Origin of the sequence: Streptomyces sp. NPDC003456 (assembly GCF_042878735.1) — a bacterium.
Classification (GTDB): Bacteria; Actinomycetota; Actinomycetes; order Streptomycetales; family Streptomycetaceae; genus Streptomyces.
The window spans coordinates 326,862-338,965 of sequence record NZ_JBIAOK010000005.1 but is presented as its reverse complement, the minus strand read 5'-3'; the positions used below and the strand labels follow the sequence as shown (position 1 = coordinate 338,965).

Annotated in this window: 11 protein-coding genes and 1 pseudogene; 3 read left to right on the top strand and 9 right to left on the bottom strand. The window is 72.6% G+C overall.

Going from position 1 to position 12,104, the window contains the following annotated elements:
• Window positions 1-95: 95 nt before the first annotated feature.
• Window positions 96-416, bottom strand: a complete 321-nt coding sequence (locus ACFYWG_RS22515; RefSeq protein ID WP_383500390.1) for a hypothetical protein — start codon at window positions 414-416, stop codon at window positions 96-98.
• A 203-nt stretch (window positions 417-619) separates the two neighbouring features.
• Here ACFYWG_RS22515 and ACFYWG_RS22510 point away from each other — a divergent pair, with 203 nt between their 5' ends.
• Window positions 620-1,570, top strand: a complete 951-nt coding sequence (locus ACFYWG_RS22510; RefSeq protein WP_389203089.1) for a zinc metalloprotease — start codon at window positions 620-622, stop codon at window positions 1,568-1,570.
• On the opposite strand, the pseudogene mgt reads toward ACFYWG_RS22510, so the two are convergent.
• Window positions 1,552-2,839: pseudogene (gene mgt, locus ACFYWG_RS22505) on the bottom strand (macrolide-inactivating glycosyltransferase). The gene ACFYWG_RS22510 and the pseudogene mgt overlap by 19 nt on opposite strands.
• A gap of 167 nt (window positions 2,840-3,006) precedes the next feature.
• Here mgt and ACFYWG_RS22500 point away from each other — a divergent pair.
• Window positions 3,007-3,462, top strand: coding sequence for a DUF5707 domain-containing protein (locus ACFYWG_RS22500; protein WP_389203087.1), 456 nt, complete (start codon window positions 3,007-3,009; stop codon window positions 3,460-3,462).
• A 61-nt stretch (window positions 3,463-3,523) separates the two neighbouring features.
• On the opposite strand, the gene ACFYWG_RS22495 is transcribed toward ACFYWG_RS22500, so the two are convergent.
• The 3 genes from ACFYWG_RS22495 to ACFYWG_RS22485 are packed head-to-tail and all read right to left on the bottom strand — an operon-like array spanning window position 3,524 to window position 6,587.
• Window positions 3,524-4,813: an ABC transporter substrate-binding protein gene (locus ACFYWG_RS22495; protein WP_389203085.1), complete on the bottom strand. Its 1,290-nt coding sequence runs from the start codon at window positions 4,811-4,813 to the stop codon at window positions 3,524-3,526.
• A complete protein-coding gene (locus ACFYWG_RS22490) occupies window positions 4,813-5,646 on the bottom strand; it encodes a carbohydrate ABC transporter permease (protein ID WP_383500402.1) in 834 nt (277 codons plus the stop codon). Before ACFYWG_RS22490 ends, ACFYWG_RS22495 begins: the two co-directional genes overlap by 1 nt.
• A complete protein-coding gene (locus ACFYWG_RS22485) occupies window positions 5,643-6,587 on the bottom strand; it encodes a carbohydrate ABC transporter permease (RefSeq protein ID WP_383500405.1) in 945 nt (314 codons plus the stop codon). The genes ACFYWG_RS22490 and ACFYWG_RS22485 overlap by 4 nt, the downstream gene beginning before the upstream one ends.
• Before the next feature lie 161 nt (window positions 6,588-6,748).
• On the opposite strand from ACFYWG_RS22485, the gene ACFYWG_RS22480 reads away from it, so the two are divergent.
• Window positions 6,749-7,612 (top strand): phosphotransferase enzyme family protein, encoded by an 864-nt coding sequence (locus ACFYWG_RS22480; RefSeq protein ID WP_389203083.1) that lies wholly within the window; start codon window positions 6,749-6,751, stop codon window positions 7,610-7,612.
• A 36-nt stretch (window positions 7,613-7,648) separates the two neighbouring features.
• On the opposite strand, the gene ACFYWG_RS22475 is transcribed toward ACFYWG_RS22480, so the two are convergent.
• From ACFYWG_RS22475 to ACFYWG_RS22460, 4 genes are all read right to left on the bottom strand, one after another.
• A complete protein-coding gene (locus ACFYWG_RS22475) occupies window positions 7,649-8,371 on the bottom strand; it encodes a 3'-5' exonuclease (RefSeq protein WP_376325247.1) in 723 nt (240 codons plus the stop codon).
• Between the two features lie 127 nt (window positions 8,372-8,498).
• Window positions 8,499-9,740, bottom strand: a complete 1,242-nt coding sequence (locus ACFYWG_RS22470) for an SAV2148 family HEPN domain-containing protein (protein WP_376325245.1) — start codon at window positions 9,738-9,740, stop codon at window positions 8,499-8,501.
• 132 nt (window positions 9,741-9,872) lie between these two features.
• Window positions 9,873-11,189, bottom strand: coding sequence for a copper amine oxidase (locus ACFYWG_RS22465; protein ID WP_383500411.1), 1,317 nt, complete (start codon window positions 11,187-11,189; stop codon window positions 9,873-9,875).
• A gap of 56 nt (window positions 11,190-11,245) precedes the next feature.
• Window positions 11,246-12,058 carry a Tat pathway signal sequence domain protein gene (locus ACFYWG_RS22460; protein WP_389203080.1) on the bottom strand — a complete coding sequence of 271 codons (813 nt, stop codon included), beginning with the start codon at window positions 12,056-12,058 and terminating at the stop codon, window positions 11,246-11,248.
• Window positions 12,059-12,104 lie beyond the last annotated feature (46 nt).

Below are 12,104 nucleotides of genomic sequence, written 5' to 3'. Positions count from 1 at the left end.
AGTGCGGGGTGGCAAGTGTCCTTGCAGCCCATGAAGTTGACGGTGCAACCGTGAGGTTTCTCGTTCAACTTCGGGTGGCCCGGGGAGGCAGGGGTTCACTGCTCCAGGCGCCTGACCTCGAGCACCCGCTCGTCGCAGCGCACGATCTCCAGCTGCCGGGCGGGGCGGGTCCCTCCGAAGGTCAGCGCGAGGTGACGGTCCGACACGAGCCGCCAGCGGCCGGGTACGGCAGCGGGGGCGTCGCCGCGGCCCAGCGGGTGGTCGACGAGGGTGCCGTCGGGGGCGAACTCCATGCCGCGGCGGCCGCGCGCCGGCGGGAAGGGGAAGTCGTCCGGCCGGTAGACCCGTACGTCCTCGTGGTCCTCCTCGTAGGAGTGGAGCCACGAGCGGAACAGGCCCGGCGGGGGCTCTCGCATGACCCGGTCCACCTCACTCGTCCGACAGGGTCGGCATTGCCGCTCTTCAGCCGAAATGACTAGAATTACCAGTGTATGGGTTCGGAGGGAACGGGCAACCGACCGCTCCGCCCGACGGCGCCCGGCCCTCGCGACGCGTCTCAGACGCGCAGTTCCGCAACCGCGTGCGCGGCACGTCCCCGCTTCCCTCGAAGGGGCACGCCATGTCCGATGCGCAGGCATTCCTTCGCGCCACCTCGCCCGACTACAGCCGCTGGTGCGGCGCCATGGAGGTGCACCGCAGACTCCTCACCCTGAACCCGGAGTACGCCGAGAACCGGGCCCTGATCGAGAACACCGCGTTCGCCTACGAGTCGATGGACCAGGCGACCGGCCGGCAGGGCCCGATCGACATCCCCGTCGTCGTCCATGTCGTGCACAGCCACCCCGAGCAGAACGTGGGCGACGCCCAGATCCACAGTCAGATCGACGTGCTGAACCGGGACTTCCGGGCACGCAACGAGGACGTGAGCCAAGTGCCCGCGGTGTGGCGGGACCTGGTGGCCGACACCCACCTGCAGTTCCACCTGGCCCGGACCGACCCGCTGGGCCGCCCCACGGACGGCATCACGCGCACCGGGACCACGGTCGACCACTGGGGCACCGACGATCTGGTCAAGTTCAGCCTGAGCGGGGGTCAGGACGCCTGGCCCGCCGACATCTATCTGAACCTCTGGGTCTGCCAGTTGCGTCGCGGGCTGCTGGGCTACGCCCAGTTCCCGGGCGGCGCCGCCTCCACGGACGGGGTGGTCGTCACCCACACCGCCCTGGGCACCACCGGCACCGCGACGGCGCCCTTCGACGGCGGCCGCACGGCCGTGCACGAGATCGGGCACTGGCTGAACCTGCGGCACATCTGGGGCGACGACGACGAGGGATGCAGCGGCGACGACTTCGTGGCGGACACCCCCAACCAGGGCGGACCCAACACCGGTTCCCCCGCCTTCCCCCACGTGACGTGCGGCAACGGACCGGAAGGGGACATGTTCATGAACTACATGGACTACACCGACGACGCCGCGATGTTCATGTTCACCCGCGGGCAGTCGGCGCGCATGGACGCCACGCTCGACCACGCCCGGCTGCCCCTCACCCGTCAGGCCGTCGCGGTGTGACGGGTGAACCGGCGCCGGAGGCCGGTCCAGGGCCTGCGGGCCGCCAGTTCGGCCTCGATGAGGTCGGCCGCGCGTCGCGTGCCGCCCTCCCGGGCCATGTCCGCCTGGATCTGCTTCAGGCGCCGGGCGACCTCCGGGTCGTCGACGAGGTCGAGGGCCGCGGCGCGCAGTGCCGCGCCGGTCGCCTCCTCGGTCGGCAGGTACCGGGCGACGCCCAGGGACTGGAGCGTCTCGGCGTTGCCGAACTGGTCCGCGGCCTGCGGTACGGCGATCATCGGCGTGGCCGTGGCCAGACCCTCCTGGCTGCCGCCCGCGCCGGCGTGCGTGACGAACAGGTCGGCCTGCCGCAGCACGGCCGGTTGCGGCACCCAGGAGTGCACCTCGACGTTCCCGGGGACGTCCCCGAGACCGGCCGGGTCGACGTGCTTGCCGATCGAGAGCACCAAATGCCAGCCGGGCAGGTCGCCGAAAGCCTTCACGCACTCCCGGTAGAACTCGGGCTGCTTGGTGAAGGCGGACCCGAGTGAGACGAGCGCGACCCTGCCGGCCCCGGCCGGCCGCTGCCAGCCGCCCTCGGCGGTGCGGTCGCCCTGGCAGGCGCCGACGAAGGAGTACACGCGCTCGTCGACCCGGTCGGCGTTCGGCTGGAGCGCCTTGGGGATCAGGACGATCGAGCGGTCGGGCCGGCCCGCGAACGCGTCGGGGTGCAGCGCGATGCCGTTCTCCTCCAGCCAGGCACCGAACCGGGCGTAGTAGGCGCGGCCCCGCTCGGTCCTCCTCGGCTCCTCCCACAAGGGCTCGGCGACCTCCTGCTCGTACCCCTCCCAGGCCACCATCGCCGGGGAGAGGGAGATCGCGGGCACGCCCCAGCGGTGGGCGAGGACCCGGCCGGGGTACGCGGCGATGTCGTGCAGGACGAGGTCCGGCTCGTCACCCTCGTACGCCTCGGCGAGCTGCGGGAGGGCCTGCATCGCGTCGTCGAGGAACGGCTCCACGTTGTCCAGCAGCGTGCTCCCCCACGCCTCCGGGTCGTCGTCGGGCGAGGGCAGCGTCGAGGTCCAGGGCTTGACCTCCGCACCGGTGCCGGCGACCTTCCCGGCGAACACCGGCGGGATCGCGTAGGTCACCCGGTGGCCGCGGGCCACGAGTTCGCGGATCACTTCCAGACTCGGGTTCACGTGGCCGTGGGCGGCGATGGAGAACATGGCGATGTGCGCGCGAGGGGTCATGCCACCGACCCTAGGCGAGACGATACGTCTCGTGCAACACGGTTTCCGCTCACCGGCTCGGCGTCCTCGGGGGCAGGGCCAGGGGCCCAAGTCCCCAGCCACAGTTGAGTACGCGTACTCAAGGCCGGGCTGCCCCCGCGCGGTGATCATTGATGCAGCGACGCAGCCGAGCGCCGCTGAAGTGCACACGACCACGGGGGAACCGACATGTCTCGACGCATCATCCTGGGCTCGACCGCCGCACTCGTCGTCCTCGGCGGTGCCGGAGCGTTCGCCCTGGCCCACGCCGGGGAGCAGCGGCCCGTCCTGGACAACAGCACCGCCCGCTACCAGGCCCCGGCCACGGACCGCGAGGGTTCCTTCACCTTCACGACCGACGTCACGGCGGACTCCGGCGTCAAGGGTCTCAAGGTGCTGGCCTGGCCCGCGAACTCCCCCACCGTCGCGAAGAACCCGCTGACCGAGAAGGACCTGGCCGCCGTGGAGTCGGCCACGTGCAAGCCCACCGGTGACGACACCGCCCGCTGCACCTACAAGGTCACGGTGACCGCTGCCGAGGCCGCCGAGTCCGCCAAGGGCCGCTGGCACGTCGCCACCCTCGCCACGGCGGACGACGGCGACACCGCCTTCGACGACAAGACCGCGACCTTCACGGTTGACTGAGCCCGGATGTTCCCGCACCCTTCGGGGACCCGGGCCACCCCAGATCGACGTCTGCCGGGGGTCAGCGCTGGTACCGGGCGAGGACCAGGTTGCCGTCCTTCTCCAGGCGGTCGCGCAGGTCGTCGAGGCCGATCGCTCCGCTGTAGTACTCCTGCAGCGCCGGTGTCGCCACCTTGTCCTTCCACTCCGGGTAGCCCCGGACCGTCTGCGCGGGTGCCGGGCTCAGGTGTGCGGCGAGGGCGGTGCCGGTGGCCCAGCCGTGCCGGGCGGTGCGCAGCGCCGGGTCGCGCAGGGCCTCGGTGCCGGTGGGCAGCATCCAGTCGCCGAGGGCGAGCCGGACCATGTTCTCCGGGCGCAGCAGGAAGTCCAGGAACGCGGCGGCCTCACGCTTGTGCGGGCAGTCCTCGGCGATGGACAGGGTCTGGGGGCTGACGCCCTGGGTGAGCCCGGCGGCGCCGGCCGGGGCGGGCAGCACCTGCCACTCGAAGCCCTCCGGGGCCTGCTGGACGATCTGCTGCCGGTAGGAGAAGCCCAGCGGGACCATGGCGTACCGGCCGCCGAAGAACCCGGGCAGGGTGTCCGAGCCGCCGCTGCCCAGGGTGGTGGGCGAGGCGCTGCGGTCGGTGTTCACCTGCTCGTGGACGATGCGCGGCACGATCTGGTCGGCCTCGTCGAAGCGGACGGTGACCCTGCCGTCGGGCCCGCGGTGGAAGAGCCGGCCGCCCGCCGACAGCGAGAGGTTGAGCGTGGCGGAGACGGGCTCCTTGAGCGGCCAGGCGACGCCGTACTTCCCCGGGCCGCTCAGGCGTGCCGTGATCCGGCGGAACTCGGCCCAGCTCCACGGCCGTTCCGGGGTCGGGATCCGCACCCCCGCCCGCTCCAGCCGCGTCCGGTCGGCGATCAGCACGCGCGGTTCCTGCAGGAACGGCACGCCGTACACGCCGTCGCCGAACGTGGTCGTCTCCCAGCTGCGCCGCGGGATGTCCGACCTGAGCCGGGCGGACAGCAGGCCGGTGAGGTCGGCGAGGTGGCCGCCGTAGGCGAAGTCCGCGAGGTCGTCGGAGGCGTCGTGGATGATGTCGGGCGCCTCGCCGCCCTCGAAGGCGGTGAGGAGCTGGTCGTGGACGCTGTCCCAGCTGCCCTGCACGTACTCGACGCGCACGTCCGGGTGGGTGGCGTTCCACTCCTCCACCAGTTCCTCGGTGGCCCGGACGGACTCCTCCTGCCAGGCCAGGGACTGGAAGCGGAAGGTGAGGGGGCCGCCGTCGTCGCTGCCGTCGCCGGTGGAGCAGCCCGCGAGGAGCAGCGCCAGGACCAGGGCCAGGACGAGGGCCGGCGGGCGGGCGCGCATCAGCTCTTCACCGCTCCGGTGAGCATGCCGCCGGTGATGCGCCGCTGGACGATCGCGAAGACGACCAGGGAGGGCAGGGTCGCGAGGAACGCGGCGGCGGCGAGCGGCCCGAGGTCGGCGACGCCCTCCGCGCCGATGAAGTGCGTGAGGACGACGGGCAGCGTCTGCTTCTCCGGTGTCTTGAGCAGCACCAGCGCGAAGAAGAACTCGTTCCACGCGGTGACGAAGGCGAACAGCGCCGTCGCCACCAGGCCCGGCGCGAGCAGCGGCGCGGTCACCGACACCAGGGTCCGCAGCCGGCCCGCCCCGTCGACGGCTGCGGCCTCCTCCAGCTCGGGCGGCACGGCCCGGACGTAACCGGTGAGCATCCACAGCGCGAACGGCAGGGCCCACACCACGTACACCAGCACCAGCCCCGGCACGGAGTCGATCAGCCGGAGGTTCTTCAGCACGAGGAACAGCGGGATGATCAGCAGCACGAACGGGAACGCCTGGCTGACCACCACCCAGCCCGTCACCGCCCGGGTGAGCCGGGTGCGGCGCCGGGCCAGCACGTAGGCCAGGGGCGTGGCGATCAGCACGGCGACGACCGCTGCCGAGGCGGCGGCCAGCAAGGAGTTGAGGGCGGCGTGCAGCAGCGGCTGCTCGTCGAAGGCCTGGCGGAAGTTGCCGAGGGTGGCCTCGCGCGGGATCCAGGTGGGGTGCAGGCTGCCCAGCTCGCGGGGCGGCTTGAACGCGGTGGAGAGCAGCCACAGGAACGGGAAGGCCAGGAAGACGAGGTAGGCCAGCAGCGCGGCGTACTGGCCGGCACGGGCCGGGGCGCTCGTCCTCACGTGTCGTCACCTGCCCGCAGGCGCCCGGCCAGGAACACGGCCAGCGCGATCGAGACGAGCGCCACCATCACGCAGCCCATCGCCGCCGCGTAGCCGAACTGGCCGTAGCGGAAGGCTTCTTCGTAGGCGAACAGCATCGGCAGCCGGGTCCGGCCGCCCGGGCCGCCGCTGGTGAGGACGTAGACCAAGGCGAAGGAGTTGAAGTTCCAGATGAGGTTGAGGGCCGTGACGGCCAGGGCGACGGGTCTCAGGGCGGGCCAGGTGACCGTGCGGAACCGGCGCCAGGCGCCCGCGCCGTCGACCGCGGCGGCCTCGTGGAGTTCGCGCGGGGTGTTCTGCAGGCCGGCGAGGAGGGCGACCGTCGTCTGGGGCATGCCCGCCCAGACGCCGACGAGGATCACGGCGGGCAGTGCGGTGGCCAGGCTGCTGAGCCAGTCCCGTCCGCCGCCCAGACCGAGGTCGCGCAGGGTCTCGTTCAGCACCCCGGCGTCGGGGTGGTAGACCAGCCGCCACATGACGCCGACGACGACCTCGGGCATGGCCCAGGGGACGATCGCCAGGGCCCGGGCCAGCCAGCGCAGTCGGAGGTCCTGGTTCAGCAGCAGGGCGAGGCCCAGGGCGAGCAGGAACTGCGGCAGGGTCACCCCCACCGCCCACACCAGGCCGATCCGGAACGACTCCCAGAACAGCGTGTCGTGCAGCAGGTCCCGGAAGTTGAGGGCGCCGATCCACTGCGTGTCCCGGGTGCGGCCCGACTGGGCGTCGGTGAAGGCCAGCAGGACCCCGTGCAGCAGCGGGCCGACACTGAGGACGAGGATGGGAAGGAGGGCGGGCAGCACCAGGAACCAGGCGCCGTGGTCGGCGGCCCGCCGGGACCGGGCCCGGCCGGGATCGCGGCCGGCCTGCCGGCCCGGGGGCGGAGCCTCGGTCACGGACGTCACGGGATCAGCCCCTCTGTGCGGCTCGGCCGGCCACGTCATGGTCGTGAAGGCCGTCCGGCTCGTCAAGGGACCGCTCGTGCCCCGCGACCTGTGCCGATGGGACACTGTCGCAAGCGATGGCCGGAACACGGCGGTCGCCGCACGGACGACGGAGGCGGACGATGGACGAGGCACGGGCGCGTGACGTACTGGCCCGGGCGGAGGTGCTGCCCGGGGCGGCGCGTGAGGCGCGGTTGCTCGCCCTGGGCGAGAACGCGGTCTTCGCCGCGGGTGACCTGGTCGTCAAGGTCGGCCGCGACGCCGAACTCCTGGACCGGGCACGCCGCGAACTGCGGGTCGCGGCGTGGCTCGCCGAGGCGGGCGTGCCGGCGGTGCGGGCGGCCGAAGCGGAGGCACTCCTGGTCGACGGGCACCCGGTGACGGTCTGGCACCGGCTGCCGGACGCCGTACGGCCCGCCGAACCGCGGGATCTGGCCGAACTGCTGCGGGTCGTGCACGCCACGCCCCTTCCTGCCTTCGAGCTGCCGGCGAGGGATCTGCTGGGCGGCGTGGAGCGGTGGCTGCGGCTCGCCGGCGACGCCGTCGACCCCGCGGACGCGGCCTATCTGCGGGCCCGGCGGGACGGGTTCGCCGCGCAGGCCGCCGCCCTGACCCCCCATCTGCCACCCGGCCCGATCCACGGGGACGCCCTGCCGCGCAACGTCCATGTCGGGCCGGACGGGCCGGTCCTGGTCGACCTGGAGACGGTCTCCGCCGACCTGCGCGAGCACGATCTGGTGGTGATGGCGCTGTCCCACGACCGGTACGGGCTCCCGGACGAGGACTACGCGTCCTTCACCCGGACCTACGGCTGGGACGTGCGGTCCTGGGAGGGCTGCGGGGTGCTGCGCGGGGCGCGGGAGACGGCCAGTTGCGCCTGGGTCGCCCAGCACGCGCCCGGCAACCCCAAGGCGCGGGCCGAGTTCGAGCGGCGCGTGCAGTCCTTGCGCGACGGGGACGAGACCGTGCGCTGGTACCCCTTCTGAACGAACCACCCGGTTCTGAACGAACCGCCCGGCCGCTCAGACCCGTTCGCCGGCGAGCTCCCGCAGCGGCCAGGCCCCGTCGACCTGTGCCGAGGGGTCGCCCTTGGCGCGCAGGAAGTCCTGGAAGTCCGCCGCCCACCGCGCGTACCACTCGATCTGGCGGTGGTGGAGCTCCGCCGGGCCGAGCATGGCGATCTTGGGGTGGCGGTCGGCTATCGCGCCGGCCAGGCGGGCGGCGGCCAGGGCGTCGGCCAGGGCGTCGTGCGCGGTGTCCAGGACGACGCCGTACTCCGCGCAGACCGCTTCGAGGTTGCGCTTGCCGCGGCGGTAGCGGTCGACCCAGCGGTCGATGGTGTACGGGTCGATGACCGGGGCCGGGTCCGCGCCGCCCAGGCGCTCGCGCAGGGACGGCAGGCCGTGCCGTCTCAACTCGGCGGAGAGCAGGGTGAGGTCGAAGGTGGCGTTGTAGGCGACGACCGGTACGCCCGCCTTCCAGTAGGAGGTCAGGACGTCCGCGAGGGCGTCCGCCACCCGGTCGGCCGGCCGGCCCTCGGCCGCCGCCCGCTCGTTGCTGATGCCGTGCACCGCCACCGCGTCCTCGGGGATGGGCACCCCGGGGTCGGCCAGCCACTCCCGGCGGCCCATCGGCTCCCCGCCCCTGACCTCGATCACGGCTCCCGTGACGATGCGCGCCTCGCGCGGATCCGTGCCCGTCGTCTCCAGGTCGAAGCCGATCAGCAGCTCCCGGTGCCAGCCCATGGGCGGGCCCCCCTTCTTGTGGTGCGTTCCCCCAGTGGTCCCCACCTTCCCACGCACCACTGACAATCGAAGGGGCGCGCTCCGTTTCCACCGGGCCGCTCAGGCCGTCCGGAACCGCCCAGGTGGTTCACGACACCGGCCGCGAATCCGCCCACATCGTCTCGAACTCCTCGCGATAGGTGGGGAAGAGTCCGCTTTCGTCGTTCTCGCCCGGCTTGACCACCTTGCCACTGTTGCGCAGCACGAGGACGGGTGCCTCCATGCCGCGGGTGCGGCGCAGGTAGTTCTGCACGACCGCGATGCCGTCCGCCCCGTCGCCGTCGACGAGGTAGGCCGTGAAACGGGGCGTCTCGTCGAAGACCTGGATCTCGAAGGCCCCCGGGTCGCGCAGCCGGGCGCGCACCCGGCGCATGTGCAGGATGTTCATCTCCACGGCCCGGCCCAGCTCGCCCCGCTTGATGCCCAGTTCCCGCTCGCGCCGCTTGACCGCGCTGGAGGCCGGGTTGAGGAACAGCAGCCGCACACGGCAGCCGGACTCGGCCAGCCGCACCAGGCGCCGCCCGGAGAAGTTCTGCACGAGCAGGTTGAGGCCGATGCCGATGGCGTCCAGGCGGCGGGCGCCGCCGAAGATGTCCTCGGCCGGGAACTGCCGCATCAGCCGGACCCGGTCGGAGTGGACGGCGACGACGTCGGCGTACCGGTCGCCGACCAGGTCCTCGACGGCGTCGACGGGCAGCCGGCGGGCGGAGGGCACGTCGCCGCCCGCGCCGAGCATCTCCAGCAGCCGGGCCGAGGCCCGCTCGGCCTGGTTCAGCACCGCCTCGGACAGGGCCCGGTTGCGGGAGACGACGTTGCGGGTGACCTCCAGCTCGTCCAGGGCGAGTTCGACGTCGCGGCGGTCGTCGAAGTAGGGCTCGAAGCAGGGCCAGTGCTGCACCATCAGCTCGCGCAGCTGGGGCAGGGTGAGGAAGGACAGCACGTTGTCGTCGGCCGGGTCGAGCAGATAGCCCTTGCGGCGGCTCACCTCGCGCACCGCGACCGCCCGCTGCACCCACTCCTGGCCGGCCGGCCCCGCTGCGGCCACCACCCAGTCCTCGCCGTGCACGGGCTCGTAGACGGGGCGCAGGACGGCGGCGACGACCGCGCGCAGCCGCTGCTCGACGAGGTTCAGCCAGATGTAGGCCCGGCCGGCCCGCTGGGCCCGGGTGCGCACCTCGCGCCAGGCGTCGGCGCCCCAGTCCAGTTCGGGCCCGATCGAGCCCGCCGCGTCCATCGGCCGCGCCAGGGACACGGCACCGGGCGGGACGTCTGCGGAGCTCCCCTCGTGACCCTCGTCACCAGGGGGCAGCTCCAGCCCTCCCGAGCCCACCCGCGCACCGCCTTCCGCTCCCCCGAGCACTCCCGAGGGGCCCGGCGTCACACTCCCGAAGGCCCCATCCAACGATCAAGGAAGGGTACTCCGGGAGCGGTCGGCGGTGCAGCCGGATGGGCCGCAAGTTTCTCAACTGCGGGGCTGCCAGTGCCCGTTCTGCCAGTCGAGCTCGGCCGGGGTGAGCGGGTTCATCGCGGTGACGTCGCGCGGGGCGATCGAGAACCCCTGCCAGTGGACGGGCATGGGCTGCTGGTCCTCGTCCCGGGCTATGTGGTGGAAGCCGATGTTCGTCCAGACCACCGGGTGGGTCAGGCTCTGCCCGTCGACCCACTTGTCGACGGACTTGCCGGCGCCGGCACCGCAGCTGCCGGGGTTGTGGCTGGCGAACAGTTCGCACTTATTGTACTGGGTGACGTACACGTCGTGCTTGGTGTAGCCGCGGCCCGGGTACTTGGTGGACGGCCCCGGGACGATCTCGTAGGAGCGCGCGTGTCCGTCCTTGTTCTTGCCGGATGCGCTGACCACGCGCCACCACCGGTAGTTCTTGCTGTCCCCGGCGAGTTCCTTGGTGACCTTCGTGCGGGTGGTCTTCGTGGTGGGGGCCCGCTGCCCGCGGGTGGGCGCGGTGACGGTGGAGTCGTACTGCTCGACGGTGTTCTTCGTGGAGCCGTCGAGCGCGAAGTCCAGCCGCCAGAAGGCGTTGTGGCTGTGGCTGGTGGCCTTGGCGCGCGCGCCCTTGCCGATGGGCCAGCCGCGGCCGTCGCCGGCGTCGTAGTCGTCGTAGGACAGGCTGCCGGTGGCGCCGACGTTCATGGTGATCGTGCCGTCGTCCTGGAAGCGCCACTCGGACATGTACTCGTACCAGCCGACCTGGTTCACCGTGTAGACGAGGAGGTCCTTGCCCGCGGTCTGGAAGACCTTGTTCGCGGTGTCGCCCTGCATGCGGTAGGCGTGGCCGCGGGAGCGGGTGGTGGTGCACAGGCCCTTGACGTTGGGGTCCTCGTTCCAGGACTCCGGGACCTTGACCGTCTTGATGGTGCCGCCCGGGCACTCGCCGGGGGCGAGGTTCATCAGCCCCTGGGCGAAGTCGAAGCCGGTCAGGTCGTCGTACTCGACCTTGCCGTCGTCGTAGGGGACGTGGATCTGACCGAGCCGGGCGCTGTTGAGGACTCTGATCGGTTTGGCCTCCCCCTTGGGCTGGTACGAGATCTTCTCCAGGACGAGGCCGGCCTTGCCGTCGTAGCGCCAGCACATCCGCCAGGTGGTGCCGGTGGAGAGCTTCTGCTCGATGCGGTAGGCCGCGCTGCAGTCGGCGGCCGGCGCGGGGGCGGCCTGCGGGCGGGCGGCGGCGGGTCCGGCGCCGGTGGTGACACCGGCGGCCAGGGCGGCCACGGTCAGGCCCGTGGCCACGCGGGTACGGGCCGTGATGGTGCGGTTCACACGCATGACGAGATGACTTCCTGCCGGGAAAGCGAGGTGGACGGGTGAGCGGACGGAGCGGGTCAGTGGTCGAGCCGGGCGACCTTGCGGGCGCTCAGATCGATCACGATCGACCTGGCGTCGACCCACGGCCCGTTCTTGACCTTCGGGAACAGCCGGACGCAGCGGTGCTCGCCGCAGCGGTCCAGCGCGGCGGGCTGGGCGCCCGGCGCGGCCCGGTAGACGGCGCCGCTGAGCCGGAGCTGGTCCGGCGAGGTGAGCGGCCGGCCGGTGGCGTCCTTGTAGTCGGCCTTCAGATCCGCGCCGAGCGGGTCGGCGATCAGGAGGGCGGCCGCCTCGGCCTTCTCGGCGAGGCTCAGGGGCGGCTGGACGCCGCGCTGGGTGGCGGTCTCCACCAAGTTACCGGTGCCGAGCTCGACGGTCCGGGTGACGAGGGTGTCGTCCCGGTAGTCGTAGAACGTCACGTCGGCGCGCCGCGGCGCGGCCGGGTCGCCCACCTCGTCCGCCTCCGGCTCGGCGAGGTCGACACCGAGCAGCTGGGGTCCCCGTTCCCCGTCCACGCCCTCACTGCTGCGGAACAGCTGCCGGCTGAGGGCGATCTTCGCGACCCGTTCCGTCTCGTCGTCGGTCAGCGGGTCGCGGCCCGTGCCCTTCTCTCCTTCGGCCGGCGCCTGCTCGACGACCCCGGGCGCCACCGCCCGGCCCGCCCCGTCCGCGCCGGCTTCCTGTGGGACGGACCTCCCCGCCCCGGTCCGCGTGTCGTCCGCCCCCGCCGTGCCCGGGAGCGTGATCCCGATCATCACGGCGGTGCCGGCCACCGCGACGGCCGTCCCGGCCACCACCTTGCCCAGATGGCGGTGCACTCTGCTGCGCACGTAGTTCCCCCTACTCCCCCAACAGCTCCGGGAGTATGTGTTTGCC

What these genes read in the sequence shown, in the direction of transcription:
- ACFYWG_RS22500 (WP_389203087.1), top strand. Translation starts at nt 3,007, where the DNA reads ATGTCTCGACGCATCATCCTGGGCTCGACCGCCGCACTCGTCGTCCTC.
- ACFYWG_RS22475 (WP_376325247.1), bottom strand. Translation starts at nt 8,371, where the DNA reads ATGGGCTGGCACCGGGAGCTGCTGATCGGCTTCGACCTGGAGACGACG.
- ACFYWG_RS22510 (WP_389203089.1), top strand. Translation starts at nt 620, where the DNA reads ATGTCCGATGCGCAGGCATTCCTTCGCGCCACCTCGCCCGACTACAGC.
- ACFYWG_RS22480 (WP_389203083.1), top strand. Translation starts at nt 6,749, where the DNA reads ATGGACGAGGCACGGGCGCGTGACGTACTGGCCCGGGCGGAGGTGCTG.
- ACFYWG_RS22515 (WP_383500390.1), bottom strand. Translation starts at nt 416, where the DNA reads ATGCGAGAGCCCCCGCCGGGCCTGTTCCGCTCGTGGCTCCACTCCTAC.
- ACFYWG_RS22495 (WP_389203085.1), bottom strand. Translation starts at nt 4,813, where the DNA reads ATGCGCGCCCGCCCGCCGGCCCTCGTCCTGGCCCTGGTCCTGGCGCTG.
- ACFYWG_RS22465 (WP_383500411.1), bottom strand. Translation starts at nt 11,189, where the DNA reads ATGCGTGTGAACCGCACCATCACGGCCCGTACCCGCGTGGCCACGGGC.